Genomic DNA, 22,168 nt, shown 5'->3' with positions numbered 1-22,168 from the left:
TGGTTTTCCGATGGTCCAGCACCTGTAGAGCGTGCGAGGCGTACGAGGCATGAAGGCTTTGTGGAAAACCAGCGGACAAGGAGGTTGGGCTCGTCTGGGCGCGGTTTTGCTTGCGCTGTTGCTCGCCTTACCGTTCGGTACCTCGCCCGCCACCGCCCAGGAGCCGGCCCCGCGGCGCAACCTCTTCGACCTGCTGTTCGGCGGCCCCCGCTATGAGCGCTACGAGCGATACGAACCTTACGAGCGTGCGCCCCGTCGGCGTTATAACCGTGACGGCTCGATCATCGAGGTGAAACCACGGCCGCGCAAACCGGCCCCTCGCCGCGCCGCGGCGCCGCGCCCGCCGCAGCCGGTCGCACCTCCCGCCCCCGAGCCCGTCGCGAAGCTGGAGAACGCCAGGCAGATCCTCGTGGTCGGCGACTTCATGGCCGGCGGCCTTGGCAGCGAACTGGAGAATGCGTTCGCGACGTCCCCCGGCGTCGCCGTCGTCGAACGCAGCGACGGTTCCTCCGGCCTCGTCCGCAAGGATCATTTCGACTGGCCGGCCGAACTGCCGGCCATGCTCGACGAAGCAAAGCCCGCCATCGTCGCGGTGATGGTCGGCGCCAACGATCGCCAGCAGATGCAGATCGGCGGCACGCGCGAGAAGTTTCGCAGCGAGGCCTGGTTCAAGGAATACGAGACGCGCGTGGCAGAGCTCGCCGGCATCGTCGCCTCCCGGAAGCTGCCGCTGCTCTGGGTCGGCCTGCCCTCGTTCCAGTCGCCCTCCATGATGGCCGATGCGGTGACGCTGAACGCCATCTACCGGAGCCAAACGGAGAAGGCGGGAGGAGAATTCGTCGATATCTGGGACGGCTTCGTGGACGAGGACGGCAAGTTCATCCTGACGGGCTCGGACGTTAACGGCCAACAGGCGCGGCTGCGCAGTTCGGATGGGATCACCTTCACCAAGGCCGGCAAGCAGAAGCTCGCCTTCTATGTCGAGAAACTGGTCCGCCGGCATCTCGGGGAAATGGCGAGCCCCGACGTCGTCAAGCTTGATTCCAGCAGTCTGCCCTCCCTGTCCGCGCTGCCGGCCGCGCCCGGTCAGACTATCCCGACCCACCCGATCAGCCTGTCCGACCCCGAGCTTGACGGCGGCAAGGACCTGCTCGGCGCCGCACCGCTTCCCTCGATCCTCGTGGAAACGCCGCGCGACAAGCTGGTCAAGCGGGGAGAGCTTGCCCCCGCCCCGGCCGGACGGATCGATGATTATCGGATTCCAGCGGCGCAGTGAGCTACCGGCCGGCAGTAACCGCCTCTCTTCCTACACGAATTGGGAAGACCCCATATCGTAACTTTGGAGCAGTCCGCCCCCTCTGGCCTGCCGGCCATCTCCCCCACAGGTGGGGAGATCGGCTGGGCGCACCGGTTTCCTTAAACAAAAGGCGGCACTATTAGACGGCCTGCTGCAGCGGGAATAATCGGAGAGGCGGGAAGGTCAAGCCACTTGTGATCTCCCCACCTGTGGGGGAGATGGTCGGCAGGCCAGAGGGGGCTGGCTGACTCCAACTTTGCGGAGTTTGAACCGCCCCGACATCAACACCAGCAAGACAGCCACTTACCGCGGCAGAACCGAGCTTCCCATCAGCGCCTCGTCGATCGCTCGCGCCGCCTGGCGGCCTTCGCGGATCGCCCAGACGACCAGCGACTGGCCGCGGCGCACATCGCCCGCCGTCCAGAACTTGTCGACCGAGGTCTTGTAGTCGCGGTCGTTGGCAACGACATTGGTCGAGCCGCGCCGGTCGAGATTGACATCGAGCTTGCCTTCGAGCTCGGTCAGCACGCCCTCCTTGAGCGGCCCGGAAAAGCCGATCGCGATGAAGGCAAGGTCCGCCTTGATGATGAATTCCGTGCCGGCGATCGGCTTGCGGCGCTCGTCGACTTCGCAGCAGCGCACACCGGTGAGCTGGCCGTCTTCGCCGATGAATTCGAGCGTCGCCACCTGGAATTCGCGCACCGCGCCTTCGGCCTGTGACGACGACGTGCGCATCTTGGTCGCCCAGAAGGGCCAGACGGCAAGCTTGTCTTCCTTCTCCGGCGGCTGCGGGCGGATGTCGAGCTGGGTTACCTTGACGGCTCCCTGACGGAATGCAGTGCCGACGCAGTCGGACGCCGTATCGCCGCCGCCGACGACCACCACATGCTTGGCGCCGGCGAGGATCGGATCGGACGGCCAGGCGACGCTGTCGATATTCTCGCGGCCGGTGCGGCGGTTCTGCTGCACGAGATAGGGCATCGCGTCATAGACGCCGTGCAGGTCGGCGCCCGGAATGCCGGCCGGGCGCGGGGTTTCCGAACCGCCGCAATAAAGCACCGCATCATGATCGGAAAGCAGCTTTTCGACCGGCATGTCCACGCCGACATTGACGCCGGTATGGAAGGTCACGCCCTCGCCCTTCATCTGCTCGACCCGCCGGTCGATGAAGTTCTTCTCCATCTTGAAGTCCGGAATGCCATAGCGCAGGAGCCCGCCGGGCTTCGACTCGCGCTCGTAGACATGCACGTCGTGGCCGGCGCGGCCGAGCTGCTGGGCCGCAGCCATGCCGGCGGGGCCGGAGCCGATGATCGCGACCTTCTTGCCTGTGTGCACGGTCGCCGGCTGTGGCGCGATGAAGCCCAATTCATAGGCCTTGTCAGCGATCGCTTGCTCGACTGTCTTGATGGCAACCGGCGCATCCTCCAGATTGAGCGTGCAGGCCTCCTCGCAAGGGGCGGGGCAGACGCGGCCGGTGAATTCCGGGAAGTTGTTGGTGGAATGGAGGTTGCGGATCGCCTCCTCCCACTTGTTGTTGTAGACGAGGTCGTTCCAGTCCGGGATCTGGTTGTGAACCGGACAGCCGGTCGGCCCGTGGCAATAGGGAATGCCACAGTCCATGCAGCGCGCCGCCTGCTTGGTGACTTCCGCATCCGACATCGGGATCGTGAATTCGCGGAAATGGCGGATGCGGTCGGAGGCCGGCTGATACTTCGCCACCTGCCGGTCGATTTCCAGGAAACCCGTTACCTTGCCCACTCGCTTGCCCTCACACCTAAACTACAGAGCCAAAGGCCCCTAATACCAGTAGGCAAGGCCTAGGCCCGCCCCCAGTGCGATGAATTCCAGTCCCAGCGTACCATTCGACAGGTAAATCGCTGCAGGAACTGCGGCGGCAACAACCAGAGAAACCAGTCCATGGGCAATGCGCATAACCACTTTCCTAATTTCACTGTTGCCAGCCAGTTATTCGAAAGGTTTCACCGTCTCTGGCCAGGTGCCATTTTCCCATTCAACGAATGGATTAAACTTGTCCCACATGGCCTCACATGCCGCCTCTTCCGCAGGATGGATTGTAATGGCTCCATCCCTCTCCTGACGGATGATGATCTTCTCTCCTTCGAGAAAGAAGTCATCCGGAATAGCAACGAGACGACGCTTGCCCTCTCTGATGATCTTACCTTCGTGCTCTTTCGCAATTGGTCCCATCGGCGCCTCCATCATAAGTTGAGAACTCATAACATAAGGCGCCGACAGTTTAACTACTCCGCCGCGATCCCCATCCGCATGCGCTCCATTTCCTCCAGCGCACGCCGGTATTCGACCGGCATGACCTTGCGGAATTTCGGCCGGTACTCGCTCCAGCGATCGAGGATTTCCTTGGCGCGGTTCGAGCCCGTGTAGTGCAGATGGTTGGAGATGAGCTGGTAGAGGCGCTCCTCGTCGTGGCGCGTCATGTCCTCGGAAACGTCGACGCGCCCCTTGTGCATGAGGTCGCCGCCGTGATGGTGCAGCTTCTCCAGCATGTCGTCCTCTTCCGGCACCGGTTCGAGTTCGACCATCGCCATGTTGCAGCGTTTGGCGAAATCGCCGCTTTCGTCGAGCACATAGGCCACGCCTCCGGACATGCCGGCCGCGAAATTGCGCCCCGTCTCGCCGAGAACCACGACAATGCCGCCGGTCATGTATTCGCAGCCATGGTCACCCACGCCTTCGACGACGGCGATGGCGCCGGAGTTACGCACTGCAAAGCGCTCGCCCGCCACGCCGCGGAAATAGCACTCGCCGGTGATCGCACCATAAAGCACGGTGTTGCCGACGATGATCGCGTTCTCCGCCGCGAGCTTCGAGTTTTCCGGCGGGCGCACGATGATCCGGCCGCCGGACAGGCCCTTGCCTACATAGTCGTTGCCATCGCCCACCAGATCGAAGGTGATGCCGCGGGCAAGGAAGGCGCCGAAGGACTGGCCGGCCGTGCCGCGCAACGTCACATGGATCGTATCGTCCTTGAGGCCCTTGTGACCCCAGCGCTTGGCAAGCGCACCGGACAGCATCGCTCCGGCGGAACGGTCGACGTTCTTGATCGGCACTTCGAAGACCACCGGCTCCTTGCTCTCAAGTGCCGCTTGCGACTTTTCGATCAGCTTGCGGTCGAGAACGTCGTCGATCGGATGCTTCTGGCGGGTGGTCCAGTAGGTCGCTTCCTTGGGAGCTTCCACCTTGTGGAAGATCTTCGTGAAGTCGAGCCCCCTGGCCTTCCAGTGAGCGAGCATCCCGTCCTTCTCCAGCAGTTCCGACATGCCGATGATGTCGTCGAGCCTGGTGAAGCCGAGCGAGGCGAGGATCTCCCGCACTTCCTCGGCCACGAAGAAGAAATAGTTGATGACGTGCTCGGGCGTGCCCTTGAAGCGCTTACGCAGGACCGGGTCCTGCGTGGCGACGCCCACGGGACAAGTGTTCAGATGGCACTTGCGCATCATGATGCAGCCGGCGGCAATCAACGGCGCGGTCGCGAAGCCGAATTCGTCGGCGCCGAGCAGCGCGCCGATGATGACGTCGCGGCCGGTCTTGAGGCCCCCGTCGACCTGCAGCGCGATGCGCGAACGAAGTCCGTTCAGAACCAGCGTCTGCTGGGTTTCCGCAAGGCCGATCTCCCACGGGCTGCCGGCATGCTTCAGCGAGGTGAGCGGCGATGCGCCCGTGCCGCCGTCGAAACCCGCGACCGTGATATGATCGGCGCGCGCCTTGGCGACGCCCGCCGCAACCGTGCCCACACCCACTTCCGAGACGAGCTTGACGGAAATGTCCGAGGTCGGATTGACGTTCTTCAGGTCGTAGATGAGCTGCGCCAGGTCTTCGATCGAATAGATGTCATGGTGCGGCGGCGGCGAGATGAGGCCGACGCCCGGCGTGGAATGCCGGGTCTTGGCGACGGTCGCATCCACCTTGTGGCCGGGCAGCTGGCCGCCTTCGCCGGGCTTGGCACCCTGCGCCACCTTGATCTGCAGCATGTCGGCATTGACCAGGTATTCGGTGGTCACGCCGAAGCGACCGGAAGCGACCTGCTTGATCGCCGATCGTTCCGGGTTCATCGAACCGTCCGGCAGCGGCATGTAGCGGTCGCTTTCCTCGCCGCCCTCGCCGGTGTTCGACTTGCCGCCGATCCGGTTCATGGCGATCGCCAGCGTCGTATGCGCCTCGCGGGAAATCGAGCCGAAGGACATCGCCCCCGTGGAGAAACGCCTGACGATGTTCGCAGCCGGCTCCACCTCGTCGATCGGGACGGGCTTGCGGCCGATCTCGCCCGCCGCCTTGATCTTGAAGAGGCCGCGGATCGTGTTCATCCGCGACGATGTCTCGTTCACCATCTCGGCGAATTCGCGGTAGCGATCCTGGCTGTTGCCGCGCACCGCATGCTGCAGCGAGGCGATGGCATCCGGTGTCCAGGCATGGCTTTCGCCGCGCATGCGATAGGCGTATTCGCCGCCGATATCGAGCGTCGAGGCCAGAACCGGATCCTTGCCGAACGCCGCATGGTGGCGGGTGACGGTTTCCTCGGCGATCTCCTTCAGGCCCACGCCCTCGATCGTCGTCGCTGTGCCGAAGAAATACTTTTCGACCAGTTCCGACGACAGGCCGACGGCGTCGAAGATCTGCGCGCCGCAATAGGACTGGTAGGTGGAAATGCCCATCTTGGACATGACCTTCAGGATGCCCTTGCCCACCGCCTTGATGTAACGATAGACGATTTCCTGGGCATCGACCTCCTTCGGGAATTCGCCGCGGGCATGCATGTCGACCAGCGTGTCGAAGGCGAGATAGGGGTTGATCGCCTCCGCCCCGAACCCGGCAAGACAGCAGAAATGGTGGATTTCGCGCGGTTCGCCGGATTCCACGACGAGGCCGACCGAGGTCCTGAGCCCCTTGCGGATCAGGTGATGGTGCACGGCCGCGGTCGCCAGCAGCGCCGGGATCGCAATGCGGTCCGGTCCGATCTGCCGGTCGGAAAGCACGATGATGTTGTAGCCGCCCTTGACCGCCGCTTCCGCCCGCTCGCAGAGCCGGTCGAGCATTTCCGGCATGCCTTCGGCGCCGCGCTCGATATCATAGGTGAAATCGAGCGTCTTGGTATCGAAGCGGTCTTCCGTGTGGCCGATCGAGCGGATCTTTTCCAGATCTCCGTTGGTCAGGATCGGCTGGCGCACTTCCAGACGCTTGGCATTCGCCATGCCCTCATGGTCGAGGATGTTGGGACGCGGACCGATGAAGGACACGAGGCTCATGACGAGTTCCTCGCGGATCGGGTCGATCGGCGGATTGGTCACCTGCGCGAAGTTCTGCTTGAAATAGGTGTAGAGCAGCTTCGACTTCATCGACATCGCTGAGATCGGCGTATCGGTGCCCATCGAGCCGATCGCTTCCTGGCCGGTCGTCGCCATCGGCGACATCAGTATCTTGGTGTCCTCGCTCGTGTAGCCGAAGGCCTGCTGGCGGTCGAGCAGCGACACGTCGCGACGCAGCGCCCGCGGCTCCACCGGCTTCAGGTCCTCCAGGATGAGCTGCGTGCGGTCGAGCCAGTTGCGATAGGGATGCTTGGTCGCAAGCTCGCTCTTTACCTCCTCATCGGAGATGATGCGGCCCTTTTCCATGTCGATCAGCAGCATCTTGCCCGGCTGCAGGCGCCACTTCTTGATGATGGTCTCTTCCGGCACCGGCAGGACACCGGCCTCGGACGCCATGATGACGCGGTCGTCGTCGGTGACGACGTAGCGGGCCGGACGCAGACCGTTGCGGTCGAGCGTGGCGCCGATCTGCTTGCCGTCCGTGAAGGCGACCGCCGCCGGGCCGTCCCACGGCTCCATCAGCGCCGCATGGTATTCGTAGAAGGCCTTGCGGTCCTTCGACATGGACTGGTTGCCGGCCCAGGCTTCCGGGATCAACATCATCACGGCATGGGCAAGCGAATATCCGCCGCGCACGAGGAACTCGAGCGCGTTGTCGAAACAGGCCGTATCCGACTGGCCTTCGTAGGAGATCGGCCAGAGTTTGGAAATGTCGTCGCCGAAGAGCGGCGAGGAGACTGATGCCTGACGCGCCGCCATCCAGTTGACGTTGCCGCGCAGCGTGTTGATCTCGCCGTTATGGGCGACCATGCGGTAGGGGTGCGCGAGCTTCCAGGACGGGAAGGTGTTGGTCGAAAACCGCTGGTGCACCAGCGCCACGGCCGTTTCGAAACGCGGGTCCGACAGGTCCTTGTAATAGGCGCCGACCTGATAGGCCAGGAACATGCCCTTGTAGACGATGGTCGAGGACGACAGCGAGACCGGATAGAAACCGGTCTCCTGGCCGCCGAAGGCGTCGTAGATGCGGTTGGAGATTACCTTGCGGACGAGGAAGAGCTGGCGCTCGAACTCAAGGTTCGTCGCGGCATCCCGGCCGGCGCCGATGAAGACCTGCAGGTGATAGGGCTCGGTCGCGGCGATGTCCGGCGCCTTGGAGAGCGAGGAATTGTCGACCGGCACTTCGCGGAAGCCCAGAAACTGCTGCCCCTCCTCCGCGATCACGTCGACGATGACCTTCTTGAAATGTTCGATCTGATCGGCATCGCGCGGCATGAAGAAATGGCCGACGGCGTATTCGCCGGCCTTCGGCAGGGTGACGCCCTGTGCCGCCATCTCCTCGCGGAAGAAGCGGTCGGGGATCTGCACGAGAATCCCGGCACCATCGCCCATCAGCGGATCGGCTCCGACAGCGCCTCGATGCGTCAGGTTTTCAAGAATGAAGAGGCCGTCCTTGACGATCTGGTGCGACTTCTTCCCCTTCATATGCGCGATGAAGCCGACGCCGCAGGCATCGTGCTCGTTGCGGGGGTCATAGAGACCCTGGCGCATTGGCACACCGGAGGCGACAAAGGGGACGCGTGCTTTCGTCTCGGCGGAGGCCTGAGCCTGATGGCCGGGCACCTGGGAGATCATCTTCGTCATCGTCATTCCTCCTGTTGGCCGCGTCGAAGCGGGCAAAGTGGCTTTCATTTGTCTCGTTCGGATGACAGACTGCCCGCCACCCCTGCTTCACGCGATGGCGCCGCTCCAGCGTCAGCTGCAGCTTTGCAGCGCAACATAACCCGGATCGGCGTTGACGTCAGCGGAAAAGAGGGGCGAACCAGCGCTTCATTTCCCGAAATTAGGACAGCATATCTGTCCTAATTCGCATTTTCTATGACACAGATTGGAATGGTTCACAAGTGCGTAGCTTGAAAATTTCAGGCTTGCCGCGACAGGAGATTGCCGGGCAACGCGTAAGCGCGAAATTTAATTACCTCTCAGGTCTGGTGATATTCAGATGATTGCCCTGGATATAGGTCCGCGGGGTGAGAGCGCCTTTACCGTTGATTGTGAGGCCAAAACGCCTAATCTGCGCCGGACCTTTTCAAAAGTTCTCCCAAGGTGTCCTTTCATGTTCTTCGCTTCCGACAACTGGGCCGGCGCCCATCCCGCCATCAATGAACGTCTTTCCAGGGAATCGACCCGGTTCGCCGCCGCCTATGGCACGAGCGACCTGGACAAAGCGGTCGAAGCCCGTTTCAACGAGATTTTCGGGCGTGAGGTGTCCGTCTATTTCGTCTCCACCGGCACGGCGGCCAACTCGCTTTCGCTGGCGAGCGTCGCCCGTGTCGGCGGCGTCGTTTTTTCCCATTCGGAAGCGCATGTGATCGAAGACGAGTGCGGCGCGCCGGATTTCTTCAGCAACATGCGCATGGTTCCGGTCGATGGCGAAAACGGCAAGATGGACCCCGCGAACCTCGCGAGCGGCATTGCCGGCTTCCCGCAGGATTCGCTGCATCACGGCCGCGCCGCCGCCGTCACCCTCACCCAGGCGACGGAAAGCGGCACCATCTATACGCTCGACGAGATCGAAACACTCTCGACCATCGCCAAGGCGAATGGCCTGCCGGTCCACATGGATGGCGCGCGCTTTGCCAATGCGCTGGTGGCGCTCGGCACGACGCCGGCCGAAATGACATGGAAGCGCGGCGTCGACATCCTCTCCTTCGGCGGCACGAAGAATGGCTGCTGGTGCGCCGAAGCGATCGTCTTCTTCAATCCCGAACTGGCGAAAGATTTCGCCTTCATCCGCAAGCGCGCCGCCCAGCTTTTTTCGAAGACCCGCTTCATCTCGGCGCAGTTCGAAGCCTATCTGCAGGACGATCTCTGGCTCGTCATGGCGCGCCACGCCAACACCATGGCCGATCGGCTGCGCGCCGGCATTCGTTCGCTGAACAGCACGCGGCTTGCCTGGGACACGACCTCCAACGAGGTTTTCGCCGTGCTCAACAAGGCCTCCGCCGAAGCCGCCCAGGCCAGGGGGGCAAAATTCTACGACTGGCCGGCACCGCACGCCATGCCGGAACCGGTGAAGGACGACGAGATGCTGATCCGCCTCGTCACCAGCTTCGCGACGACCGAGGAGGACATCGATCAGTTCCTGTCGATCTGCAAGGCAGGCTGACAACCGCAAATATCAGGCCGCGTTGCGCTGATGCTGTGGCACGATCTGCGCCTTGATCAGGCTCGACAGCGCCTCCGTGAGCGCGGCATCCGCGCCGCGCCGGGGGATCAGCACGAACTCCGCGTCCTCCAGCACCGGCAGCCGGTCGGCCGGGATTTCCTTCAGGCCCGAAGGCGCCATGCTGCGCGGCTGCACGAGCACGCCCATGCCGGCTCGCGCCGCGGCGGTAAGCCCACTCAGGCTTTCGCAGGTGCAGACGATCCGCCAGGGCATCTTTTCCCGGTCGAGCGCCTCCTGCGCCACGCGCCGCGTAATGGATGGCGGCGGAAAGGCGATGAGCGGCAGAGCGTTGCCGCGCGAAAGAATGAGGTCGGGATCGCGCGCCAGCCAGACGAGCGGTTCGCGATAGAGAAGCCGCCCATGCGTCTCACCGACATGCCGCTTGGCGAGCACGAGGTCCAGGTCGCCCTCATCCTGCATCTGGTGAAGCACGGCAGAGAGCGCCACGGTCAGTTCCAGATCCACCAGCGGATAGAGCCGGATGAAATCCTCGAGAATGGCGGTGAGCCGGTTCGCCACCACGTCCTCCGAAACACCCAGCCTCAAACGCCCCCTCAGCCGGCTTTCGCCGAACAGCGAGGCGACCTTGCCGTTCAACTCCAGCATGCCGCGCGCGTAGCCCAGCAGCGCCTCGCCTTCCGCTGTCAGCCTGACCTGATGCGTATCGCGGAAGACGAGCTGCCGCCCGAGCGATTTCTCCAGCCGCTGGATATGCTGCGTGACGGTCGACTGGCCGATGCCGAGGCGGAGTGCGGTTTCCGTGAAACTGCCGGTCTGCTCCAGCATGACGAAACTGTTCAGGTGGTGAAGGTTCAGCATGGCTATCCGCCTTCGTGATAACTGTTAAATGTTTGCATTCTGCTTCATGATAAGCGAGAGATAAAGCCTCATTGCGAGGAACATGCTCATGAGCCGTTTTCTGCCGGACCGTTTCACGGTCTTCCTGGTCTGCACCGTCATTCTCGCCTCCGTCCTGCCGATCCATGGGCAGTGGGCGGAGTGGTTCGGCGTCGCGACCGATTTCGCCATCGGCCTGCTGTTCTTCCTGCACGGCGCGCGCCTGTCGCGCGATGTCGTGGTGGCGGGCTTCCTGCACTGGCGCCTGCATCTGACCATCCTCGCCACCACCTTCGCGATCTTCCCCCTCCTCGGGCTGGCGATCGGCTTCATCCCGTCGGATATCCTGCCGCCCGCGCTCTATGCCGGCATCCTGTTCCTCTGCGTGCTGCCCTCGACGGTGCAGTCATCGATCGCCTTCACCTCGATTGCCGGCGGCAACGTGCCGGCGGCGATCTGCGCCGCATCCGGCTCGAATATCTTCGGCATGTTCCTGACCCCGCTGCTCGCCGGCCTGCTGCTCTCGACCACCGGCGACGGAGGTTTTTCGTGGGATGCGCTGGAAAGCATCCTATTGCAGCTTCTGGCGCCGTTCGTCGCCGGCCAGATCCTGCAGCCCTGGATCGGCAACTGGATCCGCTCGAAGAAGAAGATCCTCGCCCCGGTCGATCGCGGTTCGATCCTGATGGTCGTCTATCTCGCCTTTTCCGAAGCGGTCATGGAAGGTCTCTGGCACACCTTCTCGGCCGTCGATATCGGTGTCGTCATCCTGGTCGACATGGCTCTTCTGGCAGTGGTGCTCTGCATCACCATGTTCGGCAGCCGCGCGCTCGGCTTCAACAAAGAGGACGAGATCACCATCACCTTCTGCGGCTCGAAGAAATCGCTGGCGAGCGGCGTGCCGATGGCAAACGCCATCTTCGCCAACCAGTCGTCCTCGATCGGCGCGATCGTGCTGCCGCTGATGCTCTTCCACCAGATCCAGCTGATGGCCTGCGCCGTCATCGCCCAGAAATACGCAAATCGTCTGAAGGCGAAGGAGACGACCGCGGAACCGGCGGCCGCGTGAAACAAAAAAGCGGCCCTTCCGTATCGGGAAGGGCCGCAAACTCGGCTTGCTGCTTTGACTGGAGGTCTTGAGGGCCGAGGGTCAGTTGACCTGCTGCGGCGTGACCTGAGCCTCGATCGTCTTCGCGGTATCGCCGGCTTCGGCGGCGATCGCGATGCGGCGGGGCTTCATGGCTTCCGGGATATTCCTGAGAAGGTCGATATGGAGCAGGCCGTTCTTCAGCGAGGCGGACTGGACCTCGACATGATCGGCAAGCTGGAAACGGCGCTCGAAGGCGCGCTTGGCGATGCCGCGATAAAGGTATTCGCTCTGGCCGCCGGCCTCTTCTTCGCTCTTTTCACCTTTCACGGTCAGCACATGGGCATGGGCTTCGAGCGACAGTTCCTTTTCGTCGAAACCGGCGACAGCCATGGTGATGCGATAGGTGTTTTCACCGGTCCGCTCGATATTGTAGGGCGGATAGCTCGGGGTCTGTTCAACGGTGCCACGGTTGTCGAGCAGGTTGAAGAGGCGGTCGAAACCGACGGTGGATCGGTAAAGGGGGGAAAAATCGACGTGACGCATGATGTCCTCCTTGGGAAGCGACGTTGCGGTTTTCGTTTGGCTCCGCCTCCCGTAATGGCGATGGCGGACCGTTCACGCGGACCCTTTTTGGCGTCCGCAGGATGAAGATGGGAATTGCGCTCTCGCCGTTCAAGGCCTCTTCGGGGCCGCCTCCGGAAACCTCCGGCCGGCATGAACCGGGCATGAACATGGGATTCCTGTGACGTTCAGGACCGACTTGATAGAACAGGACCAGGGAAGCAGGACTGCCTCCCGAAGACGTCATTCGTCCCTTCAGTCATCCTCTGCCGGGACCGCGCGGTTTTCCCTGAACCGCCGGTTCCGGTTTCTTTTTTGCGCCGGCGTATCGCGCCGGCGCGAATTCCTCACGGAACGGCGCGTCAGGACCGGCCCGAAGCGGTTCCTCCTGCGGCAAAAGGCAACCTGAGCCAGGGCGCCAGATGGAAGACGCTCATCAGCAGGTACATCGGCACCATTCCGCCGAACGGCGACATGTCGTACACGGAGGAGCAGATCATGTCCGCGCCGCCGGTCGCGGCCGTCAGCAGCGCCATGATCGCGAATGTCGGTGCCGCGGCAAGGGACAGCCAGTCGGAGACCGGCCTCCCTTTCGCGTTGTCGCGGTGGAGCGGCATCGGCCTCACCCCCTGCCATACCTGTCGTGGTGGCGCCACCAGATACCGTTCTCGTTGCGGCCCCTGGGCGCACGATCGAGCCATTGATACATGCCCCACAGGCCATCCAGTCCGCGCGAATAGCTGGAATAGGTGTGGTAGACGACGCCGTCTTCGAGCACGAAGGCGCTGACGCCCGGCCTGTCGCGCGCATAGGTGGCGACATCGGTCCCGGTCGAAGCCGCGATCTGGGCGATGGGGCTTTCGCTGCTGCCCTGCTGCCATTCATGAACGGTCTGGCCTCCTGGGGGCCCCGCCAGCGGCGGCTCGCGGCGGAAATTGTATTCGATCGTGCCCTCGCGCTGCTGGTCCGCGGTGAACCAGACGCTGAAGTCGGCGTTGAAGTCGCCGCCGTTCGAGGACGCCCAGGGGAAACTCCATCCCATCCGCTCTTTGAAGGCCTGCAGTTTTTGAAGCGGTGCCCGCGACACGGCGGAGAAGGCCACGTCATGGTTCTCAAGGTGAACGACGACGCCGTTGAACCCGTCGGCGATCGAGGAGCAGGAGGGGCATCCGGCCGTATAATCGGGCCCGAACATGAAATGGTAGACGAGAAGCTGCGAACGTCCGCCGAAAAGGTCCACCAGCGAGGCGCTCCCGTTCTCGGTCTCGAACCTGTACTCCTTGTCGATCCGCACCCAGGGCAGTTCCTGGCGCCGCAGCGCCAGTTCGTCGCTCTTGCGCGTCAGCTCCTTCTCGTCCCTCAACAGGTCGAGCCGTGCTTTCAGCCATTCTTCGCGTGTCCCGGTCATATGTGTCATCATCGCTTTTCTCCATTTGATTGCCTGCCGCCGCCCGATTTCCGGTACGGCGGTTGCTTGCTGGTCGTGAATAAACTAGGTCCGGTTATCGGGATGGTGGGAGTTACAAGTGTGACGGGATTCCGATGGACTCGCTGATCACCGCCGCGGCACGCGCACTCGCAGCAGGAGATCCGCTCGGCGCATTGAAGCACGTCGCCCTGCGGGACGATGCGCCCGCCCTTGCGCTGAGAGGCATTGCCATGGCGCAGCTCGGCGAGCTCGACCGGGCAAAGATGCTTCTCAAAAGTGCCGCGCGCGCCTTCGGTTCGAGGGAGGCCGTGGCCCGCGCCCGGTGTGTCGTCGCCGAAGCCGAGATTGCACTCGTCTCCCGCGAGCTCAGATGGCCCACCAGGGCGCTCGACACGGCGCGGGCGACGCTCGAGGCGCATGGCGACGGCCTCAACGCCGCCCATGCGCGGAACCTCGAACTCCGGCGCCTGCTCCTCATCGGCCGCCTCGACGAGGCGGAACGCATTCTCGCCGGCCTCGCCCCAATACCGCTCCCACCGGCGTTGGCGGCCGCCCGCGCGCTGGCGGTTGCGGGAATAGCGATCCGGCGCTTGCGGACCAGGGCGGCGCGCGCAGCGCTTGCCGAGGCCGGACAGGCCGCAATCGAAGCGAAGATCCCCGCACTGATAGCCGAGGTCGAAAGCGCTTCCCTCGTCTTCAGCGCACCGGCAGCACGGCTGGTCGCCCGCGGCGATGAACGCCCTCTCCTGCTCGACGAGGTCGAATCGCTGCTGGCGTCGGGCACGCTCGTCGTGGACGCATGCCGCAACGTCGTGCGGGACGAAAAAACGATAGTCCCGCTTGCGACACGCCCGGTCCTCTTCGCGCTTCTGCGTGCTCTGGCCGAAGCCTGGCCCGCGGATGTATCGAGAAGCACGCTGCTTGCCCGCGCCTTCCGGGCGAGGCATGCCGACGAATCCCATCGCGCCCGGCTGCGCGTCGAGATGGGGCGGCTTCGCGCGGAGCTTCGAACGCTGGCGGATGTCAGGGCGACGAAGCGGGGCTTTGCGCTGGTGCCGCGCCACGCCTCGGAAGTCGTTGTACTGGCGCCGCCCGTCGAGGAGCAGCATGCGGCAGTGCTTGCTTTCCTCGCCGATGGCGAGTCATGGTCGAGTTCGGCGCTCGCGATCGCGCTTGGATTGAGCCCGCGTACCGTGCAGCGGGCGCTTGAGCAGCTGGCGGCGGCGGGCAAGGTGCAGTCATACGGCCGCGGACCGGCACGCCGCTGGATGACTCCGCCCGTATCGGATTTCCCGACAACCTTGTTACTCCCGGGCCCGCTGCCGAGCGGCTAGGTTGGAGGCGTGAAAACAAAGAAAGGGTGAAACCATGAAACGATCCCAAGCCGAAATCCTCCGTGAATACGGTCCCTTTCCGGATGTGGAGCAGGTGGCAGGCGTCACCTTCGATGGCCGGCATGTCTGGTTCGCGTCGGGTGACAAGCTGAATGCGTTCGATCCGGCAAGCGGTAATGTGGTGCGCTCGATCGATGTCCCCGCGCATGCGGGAACGGCCTTCGACGGCCGGCATCTGTTCCAGATCGCCGAAGACCGCATCCAGAAGATCGATCCGATGACCGGCAGCGTGCTTGCGACGATCCCGGCGCCCGACGGCGGCTCGTCCGGTCTTGCCTGGGCCGAGGGAACCCTCTGGGTCGGACAGTACAGGGACAGGAAGATCCACCGGATCGATCCGGAAACGGGAGCGATCCTCCGCACCATCGAGTCCAACCGTTTCGTCACCGGTGTTACCTGGATCAACGGCGATCTCTGGCACGGCACCTGGGAAAATGACGAGAGCGAGTTGCGGCGGATCGATCCGGAAACGGGAGAAGTCCTGGAAAGGCTCGGCATGCAGGCCGGAGCCAACGTGTCGGGGCTCGAATCCGACGGCGGCGACCGGTTCTTCTGCGGCGGCGGAAACAGCAGCAAGGTCAGGGCCGTCCGCCGGCCTTGAGCCATGGCATTCGAGATCCGGACAATCGTCCATGAGGACGCCCATGCCGGCTTCGTCGGCGCCCGGCCATTCTTTTTCCCTTGACGTTACGCCGCCCGCGCCTATCGCTTACCGGCATGACAGAAGCAGAAGCCTCCGCCAACGACGTCCTCCACCACACCCCGGCCAATCCGGCGCCGTTGAACTATACGGCCGGTTATTTCACCGGCCATCGCGGCACAAAACTGCGTTACGGCCTCTTCCGCTCCGAGATTTCGCCGGCGGTCGGCACGGTCGTCGTCATGCAGGGCCGTAACGAATTCATCGAAAAGTATTTCGAGACGATCCGCGACCTGAATGCGATGGGCCTATGGGTCGCCACGTTCGACCTGCGCGGCCAGGGCGGCTCGGATCGTTTGACGAAGAACCCGCGCAAGGGCCATGTGCGCCGCTTTTCCGATTACGAACGGGATCTCGAAATCTTCCTCGAGCAGATCGTTCTGCCGGATGCCCGCCTGCCCTTCTTTCTGGTCGGCCATTCCACCGGCGCGCTGATCGCACTCTCGGCCGCCCCGCGGCTGTCGACCCGCATTCATCGTATGGCGCTTTCGGCGCCCTATATCGCGCTTTCGGGCCAGGGCGCACCGCAAGGCGCGATCCGCACGCTCGCCGGCCTCGCCTCCTGGACCGCACTCGGCCGCATCTCGATGGGTACGGACCAGAGCCGCCGCCCCTTCGAGGGCAACCCGCTCACTTCCGACATCGCCCGCTTCCATCGCAACGCGGAAATCATTGCAGCTCATCCGGAGCTGACGGTCGGCGCGCCGACGGCCCGCTGGCTGCATGAGACCTTCAAGGCCGCCCGCCGTGTATCGAACCAGGCGCATCTGACCCGGATCACCATTCCGACGTTGATCCTCGCCCCCATGCTCGATGGCGTCGTGCCCTACCGGGCGCAGGAGGAACTGTCGAGGAAATTCCGGGCCGCCCAACTCATTACCGTCAACGGGGCGCGCCACGAGCTCTTTCACGACAGGGATATCTATCGGGCGCAGGGGCTGGCCGCAATCGAAGCCTTCATGCCGGGTCTGGACGGCGGCTTCGGCCTGTCCGAAACCGCCGCCTGATTCCTCTCGTCACCTTCCCGAAAGCAGCGCCAGCGCCTCTTCATGAACGGCCTTGCTGCCGGCGGCGACGATGCTGCCGCCACCTTCCGGCCGCCCACCTTCCCAGGTGGTGATGACGCCGCCGGCCTGCTCGATGAGCGGGATGAGCGCCCCGACGTCGTAGGGCTTCAGCCCGTTCTCGACGACGATGTCCACGTGGCCCGCGGCAAGCAGCGCGTAGGCATAGCAATCGCAGCCGTAGCGGAAGAGCCGCGCCCTGCTTTCGACCATCCGGTATTTTTCCATCTCTCCGCCCACGAAAAGATGGGGCGACGTGGTGAAGAGAATCGCATCGCTCAGCGTTTTGCAGTCGCGTGTAAAAATCTGCCGCTCGCCGTCAGGCCCGCGATACCAGGAACGTGTACCGTCGGCGAAATAGCGCTCGCCGGTGAAGGGCTGGTCGACGAGGCCCATCCTGGCGCGACCGTTCGACTGGAAGCCGATCAGCGTGCCCCAGACCGGCAGGCCGGAAATGAAGGCGCGCGTGCCGTCGATCGGATCGATCACCCAGATATGCTCGCGATCGAGACCTATATTCTCATGCTCCTCGCCGAGAATGCCGTGCTCCGGGAACTTTTCCGTAATCAGCGTGCGAATCGCGGTTTCGGCTGCGCGATCGCCCTCCGTCACGGGATCGAACCCGCCCTCCAGCTTGTTCGTCACATAGGCGCCGGTGCGGAAGCGTGGCAGCGTCTCCGCCCTGGCGGCATCGGCAAGCTCGTAGAAGAAGTTGCGGTCCGGAAGCATGGAAACCCCTCGATGGATGGATGCTTCTTCTAATCACGTTTCCCGCAACTGGAAACCGGTTTCATCGACCATCGCCGAAGACGGCGCGAAGCCCTGCCGCAAATCTCACCACTTCGCCCAAAAATGACGCAAATTTAATCAACTAAAAAAGTTGCTTGACATTTGTGCAGCGCACTACTAGCGTTGTCATACAGTCTTTGACTGTAAATACCCTCCTTGGGTGTTTCCTCCCTAGACTTAGCCGCGCTCCAAAGCGCGGTTTTTTTTGCCCGCCGATCGGGGATCGGCAGAAAAATACATTCAGTGAACCTCTGGAAGCCCGGAATTTACTCCGCGGCGAGCGCGCTGTTGCCGCCGGCGAAATCGACGACGAAATCGGCCATCTGCCGCATGAAGGTGGAAAGGGCTGCAGCAATCGCCGGGAATTCCGGCTTCTTGGCGAGTGTTACTTCGTCCACATAGAGCGCCCGGTTGACCTCGATCTGCAGGGCGTGCAGCCCCCTGACCGGCCTTCCGTAATGCTCGGTGATGAAGCCGCCGGCATAAGGTTTGTTGCGCACGGCCGAAAAACCCATCTCGCCCAGGAAATGCAGTGCAGCGCGCGAAAGCTCGGCCGATGCGCTGGTGCCATATCGGTCGCCGATGATGAAGTCCGGCCGCACGTCGGAGCCGGAGAGCCGGATATTGCCGGGCATGGAATGGCAATCGATGAGGATGGCGAGCCCGAAACGGGCGTGGGTACGGGCGATCAGCTTTCTGAGGCAGGCATGATAAGGTTTGTAGATCGCCTCGACGCGGGACATACCCTCTTCGACGGACAGGCGGCGGCGATAGATTTCCATGTTTTCGGCAACGATGCGCGGGATCGTGCCGAGACCACCCGCGACACGCATCGAACCGATATTGACGAAAGGCGGCAACGGCCCGTCGAACATGCGCGGATCGAGTTCATAAGGCTCGCGGTTGACGTCCAGATAGGCGCGCGGAAAATGGGCGAGCAGCAATGGCGCGCCAAGCTCCGGTGCATCTGCAAACAGCTCGTCGACATAATGATCTGCGGAACGGCGGATCGACAACGCATCGAGATTGGCCTGAGCCAGGAAGGCAGGCGGATAGAGCCGGCCGCTATGCGGCGAATTGAAAACGAAGGGGATGGTCTGCGTTGCGGGCTCCCTTACTTCGAAATGCTCAAAATCACCCGCGCTGCAATCCATCCTGCCTTTACCATGTCACGAACTTGTTCGGAAACCCATGTTGCCAGTTGCCCGGCGCGAAGTCCATACTATCTATACCTCGCCACCCTCCTCTTCCACCTCCATTAAACGGATGTTTACCGCGTCTTGGCAGTGTAATAGGTCTCTCAAACTCTTTGAAATCTGCATTGGATACGGTCCCCGGAGATGAATCAGAAAATCCTTCTCGCCGAAGACGATAACGATATGCGCCGCTTCCTGGTGAAGGCGCTCGAAAAGGCGGGCTACAAGGTGGCTTCCTTCGACAATGGCGCAAGCGCCTACGACCGGCTGCGCGAGGAACCTTTCTCGCTGCTCCTGACCGATATCGTGATGCCCGAAATGGACGGAATCGAACTTGCCCGCCGCGCGACAGAACTCGACCCGGACCTGAAGGTGATGTTCATCACCGGGTTTGCGGCGGTCGCGCTCAACTCCGATTCCAAGGCGCCGAAGGACGCCAAGGTCCTCTCCAAGCCCTTCCACCTGCGCGATCTTGTGGATGAAGTGAACAAGCTGCTCGCCGCTTGAGCCGCGAAAAGTCCGGAAATGCGGAGCCTTCAAAAAACCTTCGCATTTCGTTTCAAAAACCAGTTGACGGCCCGACCAGTCTATGGTCTATGCGCCGCCATCGGATGGGCGTGTAGCTCAGCGGGAGAGCACTACGTTGACATCGTAGGGGTCACAAGTTCGATCCTTGTCACGCCCACCATTCCGATCTCCTTTTAGACGTGGATTCCCGATCCCGTCCGTCCTGATCAACAGGCGATTCTTTCACCCCGGGCGGCAAGTCTCACGTGGGCGTCCCGCGTTGGCGTCCGTGCTCGAATGAACCCCGCCGAGGCCAACCGCAAAAGCGCCTTCAGGTGCTCGCGGCCACCATAGCCGACGATCGGCGCATAGGGGCTCATGGTGAGGTTGACGTCTGCCGGATAGAGACGCGCGAACTCGGCGAAGTTCGTAAAGCCCTCATAATTGTCTGCATTGAGCTGGAAACTCTCGACGGGAGCCCCTTCGGCCAGGATGACTTGGTGAGCGTCCAGCAGGATCTGGAAATACTCGATGGCGCGGCTGTCCGCGGGCAGTTCGGGCATAATCGTGGTCCCGTTGACGAGATCCTTGGCCCGGATGAGAACACCATCGATGTAGAGAGAGTGGCCGGGGGAGAGATAGAGCTTCCGTTTTGGCGTACCTTCATCCAGGGCGGATGGCGATATGCGAATCGGCACCACGTCCATATTCCAGGTCGGACCCCTGCATTTGTAGGTTTGAAGGCCGATCCATTTGATCGGCAGTGCCGTGCCGCCAATCGTTTCGACCAGGTCGCCGATGCGAAGCGCCTCGACAGGGACTTCACCTTTCGGTGTCATGATCGAGGTGCCGCGCAGCAGGCACATGGGGTTCTTTCCAGGGCCTTTGCCCGGCTTGTCCCCCCCTTTTTTCCACCATGCCCTTCCACCGGCTTCGGCCGAAGATGAAGAAATGATCGTGCCGGCGAGCGACCCCATTGCCACGATCCTGGCGGTCGTCGCAGCGGTCAGGCCCAGCAAATGTCGTCGCGCACTGTCGATCTCCGAAGGATCTTTACCGGTCATCGTCATTCTCCCTTACAGCCCGTTATGCAGCTATCTTGCGCGCGCTTGTCGTTAGGGAGAATTTCCATCTTGGTGGATGAATTGCAGACAAACGATTACGACCATACCGCAAAAGTATTAGGATCGGCACAGGCCGGAAACAGACTCGCGGGAGTTCGAGCATGCCGTTACCGCCGGCAATCTGCGGACCGTTGCGGTGTGCTATCATCGCCGGCATGAAAGCCCTTTCTTCAGCCGCGTCGTCAAGCGACGATAACCGCCACCTGCCTTGCCATGGGGTGAGCTTGCGGTGAAGGCAATCCATCATCTCCTCATGGCAATGCTGGCCTTGCCCGCGGCGGCGACCTTTCCCTCGATCGGTCTGACTGCGGACGAGGAGGCTGCGTCCAAAGCCTGCCTCTATGAACGTTCCGCAAAGGAGGATGGCCAGGCGCTCTGCATCGGGCGAGAAAGCTATGATCGCGATCTGTGCCGGGTAATGGAGCATGTCGCACGCGCCAACGCTGTGCCGCCGCAATTCTTCGCGCGCCTTATCTGGCGGGAAAGCCTGTTCCGCGCCGAAGCCGTGAGCCCGAAAGGTGCGGAGGGCATCGCCCAGTTCATGCCGGGGACCGCGAAGCTCCGCGGGCTTGCGAACAGCTTTGATGTCATCGAGGCTCTCGCTGCATCCTCCCGTTATCTGAGTGAGCTGCGTGACCGTTTTGGCAATCTCGGCCTCGCGGCAGCGGCCTACAATGCCGGCGAAGCTGGCCTCCAGACTTTCCTGAAGGCCGACCGTCTGCCGATCGAAACCCGGGACTATGTATTCGCCATCACGGGACATACCGTCGAGACCTGGAGGGACAAGCCGCCTGAAACCGCCGCCCCTCCCCTCGATGCGGACAAGTCTTTCATGGAAGGCTGCGTCGAACTCGCCGAGACGCGGCGCCTGCAGGAGCCTGTCCTGATCGGCTCTGCCGACTGGGCCCCCTGGGGTGTTCAGCTTTCGGCCCATTATGATCCCACGGTCGCAAGCCGGCTCTTTGTCAGCGCGATTGGTAAACTTCCTGAGCCGCTTGGCAGCGAACGCGCCCTGATCGTCCGGCAGAAGGGCGGCAACTTCGGCTACCGGCCAAGATATGCGGCAAGGATCGGAAGGGCGACCCGCGCCGAAGCGACCGAACTCTGCACCCGTATCAAGGCGGCGGGCGTGCCGTGTACCACATTCAGGAACTGAACGGCGCAGCCCGGCCAGCCTAAAGCTGCCCCCATAGATGACCGGGCTGCAAATTTCTTTCACGACCGTACCGAATCGCCGCGAACTGACCTCGTGAAGCGACATCAGATGTGCCAAACGCGACGCACCTGCCTTGCTGAGGTGGGTTTTCCCCAACTTGCCCTGTCCGAATTTCGGCAGGGCTTTTTCTTTTCGGAGATGGAAGACCGAGAAGGAGCCGAGATCGGCAAGCCTCTTGGATTTGCGGGCTACCGCAGATCCCTCTTCCAGGGCGTCACATCACCGCGCCGCCGGCCATGAGCGCCAGCACGAGGAATACCAGGAAGATGACGAGGAAGAGGAAGAAGAGAAATTTCGCAATCGTTGCGGTGGCCGCCGAGATGCCGGAAAAACCGAGAAAACCGGAGATCAGCGAGATGACGAGGAAGATGAGAGCCCATTTCAGCATGGAACTTG

Annotated in this window: 19 protein-coding genes, 1 tRNA gene and 1 pseudogene; 9 read left to right on the top strand and 12 right to left on the bottom strand. The window is 62.6% G+C overall.

The genetic code is table 11. From position 1 onward, the window contains the following. The first annotated feature begins 49 nt into the window (after positions 1–49). Positions 50–1,276: a DUF459 domain-containing protein gene (locus JL39_RS22135; protein ID WP_037155947.1), complete on the top strand. Its 1,227-nt coding sequence runs from the start codon at positions 50–52 to the stop codon at positions 1,274–1,276. Positions 1,277–1,600: 324 nt separating this feature from the next. On the opposite strand, the gene JL39_RS22130 is transcribed toward JL39_RS22135, so the two are convergent. From JL39_RS22130 to gltB, 4 genes are read right to left on the bottom strand one after another with little or no spacing between them, the layout of a single operon-like run. After that, positions 1,601–3,055, bottom strand: coding sequence for a glutamate synthase subunit beta (locus tag JL39_RS22130; protein WP_037155945.1), 1,455 nt, complete (start codon positions 3,053–3,055; stop codon positions 1,601–1,603). Between the two features lie 39 nt (positions 3,056–3,094). After that, positions 3,095–3,229, bottom strand: coding sequence for a hypothetical protein (locus tag JL39_RS32825; RefSeq protein WP_280114094.1), 135 nt, complete (start codon positions 3,227–3,229; stop codon positions 3,095–3,097). 33 nt (positions 3,230–3,262) lie between these two features. After that, positions 3,263–3,505: a hypothetical protein gene (locus JL39_RS22125; protein ID WP_152601226.1), complete on the bottom strand. Its 243-nt coding sequence runs from the start codon at positions 3,503–3,505 to the stop codon at positions 3,263–3,265. A gap of 53 nt (positions 3,506–3,558) precedes the next feature. After that, a complete protein-coding gene (gltB, locus tag JL39_RS22120; protein WP_037156141.1) occupies positions 3,559–8,280 on the bottom strand; it encodes a glutamate synthase large subunit in 4,722 nt (1,573 codons plus the stop codon). Positions 8,281–8,752: 472 nt separating this feature from the next. Here gltB and JL39_RS22115 point away from each other — a divergent pair, with 472 nt between their 5' ends. After that, positions 8,753–9,805 (top strand): low specificity L-threonine aldolase, encoded by a 1,053-nt coding sequence (locus tag JL39_RS22115; protein ID WP_037155943.1) that lies wholly within the window; start codon positions 8,753–8,755, stop codon positions 9,803–9,805. A 12-nt stretch (positions 9,806–9,817) separates the two neighbouring features. On the opposite strand, the gene JL39_RS22110 is transcribed toward JL39_RS22115, so the two are convergent. Beyond that, a complete protein-coding gene (locus JL39_RS22110) occupies positions 9,818–10,684 on the bottom strand; it encodes a LysR family transcriptional regulator (protein ID WP_037155940.1) in 867 nt (288 codons plus the stop codon). 88 nt (positions 10,685–10,772) lie between these two features. On the opposite strand from JL39_RS22110, the gene JL39_RS22105 reads away from it, so the two are divergent. Beyond that, positions 10,773–11,771 carry a bile acid:sodium symporter family protein gene (locus tag JL39_RS22105; protein ID WP_052183043.1) on the top strand — a complete coding sequence of 333 codons (999 nt, stop codon included), beginning with the start codon at positions 10,773–10,775 and terminating at the stop codon, positions 11,769–11,771. 81 nt (positions 11,772–11,852) lie between these two features. On the opposite strand, the gene JL39_RS22100 is transcribed toward JL39_RS22105, so the two are convergent. The 3 genes and pseudogenes from JL39_RS22100 to JL39_RS22085 form a co-directional block, all read right to left on the bottom strand. Then, positions 11,853–12,335, bottom strand: coding sequence for an Hsp20 family protein (locus JL39_RS22100; RefSeq protein WP_037155938.1), 483 nt, complete (start codon positions 12,333–12,335; stop codon positions 11,853–11,855). Positions 12,336–12,715: 380 nt separating this feature from the next. After that, a pseudogene (locus JL39_RS22090) lies at positions 12,716–12,931 on the bottom strand (hypothetical protein); the annotation flags it as partial. A 44-nt stretch (positions 12,932–12,975) separates the two neighbouring features. After that, positions 12,976–13,773, bottom strand: coding sequence for a thioredoxin family protein (locus tag JL39_RS22085; RefSeq protein ID WP_037155932.1), 798 nt, complete (start codon positions 13,771–13,773; stop codon positions 12,976–12,978). A 122-nt stretch (positions 13,774–13,895) separates the two neighbouring features. Between JL39_RS22085 and JL39_RS22080 the strand changes: the two genes are divergently transcribed. The 3 genes from JL39_RS22080 (at position 13,896) to JL39_RS22070 (ending at position 16,883) form a co-directional block, all read left to right on the top strand. Beyond that, positions 13,896–15,116, top strand: coding sequence for a DNA-binding protein (locus JL39_RS22080; protein WP_037155929.1), 1,221 nt, complete (start codon positions 13,896–13,898; stop codon positions 15,114–15,116). A gap of 34 nt (positions 15,117–15,150) precedes the next feature. Next, on the top strand, positions 15,151–15,777 hold the full coding sequence (locus JL39_RS22075; RefSeq protein WP_037155926.1) for a PQQ-binding-like beta-propeller repeat protein: 627 nt from the start codon (positions 15,151–15,153) through the stop codon (positions 15,775–15,777). A gap of 116 nt (positions 15,778–15,893) precedes the next feature. Further along, positions 15,894–16,883, top strand: a complete 990-nt coding sequence (locus JL39_RS22070; protein ID WP_037155923.1) for an alpha/beta hydrolase — start codon at positions 15,894–15,896, stop codon at positions 16,881–16,883. A gap of 9 nt (positions 16,884–16,892) precedes the next feature. Here the strand turns inward: JL39_RS22070 and hisN are convergent, their stop codons facing one another. Together hisN and JL39_RS22060 are read right to left on the bottom strand one after the other, a co-directional pair. Next, on the bottom strand, positions 16,893–17,669 hold the full coding sequence (gene hisN / locus JL39_RS22065; RefSeq protein WP_037155920.1) for a histidinol-phosphatase: 777 nt from the start codon (positions 17,667–17,669) through the stop codon (positions 16,893–16,895). Between the two features lie 326 nt (positions 17,670–17,995). Continuing rightward, entirely contained in the window at positions 17,996–18,883 is an 888-nt protein-coding gene (locus JL39_RS22060; RefSeq protein WP_037155917.1) for an N-formylglutamate amidohydrolase, read from the bottom strand. Positions 18,884–19,069: 186 nt separating this feature from the next. Here JL39_RS22060 and cpdR1 point away from each other — a divergent pair, with 186 nt between their 5' ends. After that, on the top strand, positions 19,070–19,432 hold the full coding sequence (gene cpdR1 / locus JL39_RS22055) for a response regulator CpdR1 (protein WP_037155914.1): 363 nt from the start codon (positions 19,070–19,072) through the stop codon (positions 19,430–19,432). 106 nt (positions 19,433–19,538) lie between these two features. Beyond that, positions 19,539–19,613: transfer RNA gene (locus JL39_RS22050), tRNA-Val, on the top strand. A gap of 46 nt (positions 19,614–19,659) precedes the next feature. Here JL39_RS22050 and JL39_RS22045 read toward each other — a convergent pair. Next, complete coding sequence (locus JL39_RS22045; protein ID WP_037155911.1) at positions 19,660–20,496, bottom strand: Hint domain-containing protein; 837 nt, start codon at positions 20,494–20,496, stop codon at positions 19,660–19,662. Positions 20,497–20,785: 289 nt separating this feature from the next. On the opposite strand from JL39_RS22045, the gene JL39_RS22040 reads away from it, so the two are divergent. Next, positions 20,786–21,712, top strand: a complete 927-nt coding sequence (locus tag JL39_RS22040) for a lytic transglycosylase domain-containing protein (RefSeq protein ID WP_244446941.1) — start codon at positions 20,786–20,788, stop codon at positions 21,710–21,712. A 274-nt stretch (positions 21,713–21,986) separates the two neighbouring features. On the opposite strand, the gene JL39_RS31205 is transcribed toward JL39_RS22040, so the two are convergent. Next, a complete protein-coding gene (locus tag JL39_RS31205) occupies positions 21,987–22,160 on the bottom strand; it encodes a DUF1328 domain-containing protein (protein ID WP_037155909.1) in 174 nt (57 codons plus the stop codon). Positions 22,161–22,168: the final 8 nt, after the last annotated feature.

Origin of the sequence: Rhizobium sp. YS-1r, assembly GCF_000757525.1 — a bacterium.
GTDB classification, from domain to species: domain Bacteria; phylum Pseudomonadota; class Alphaproteobacteria; order Rhizobiales; family Rhizobiaceae; genus Neorhizobium; species Neorhizobium petrolearium.
This window is presented reverse-complemented; position numbering and strand designations above follow the sequence as displayed.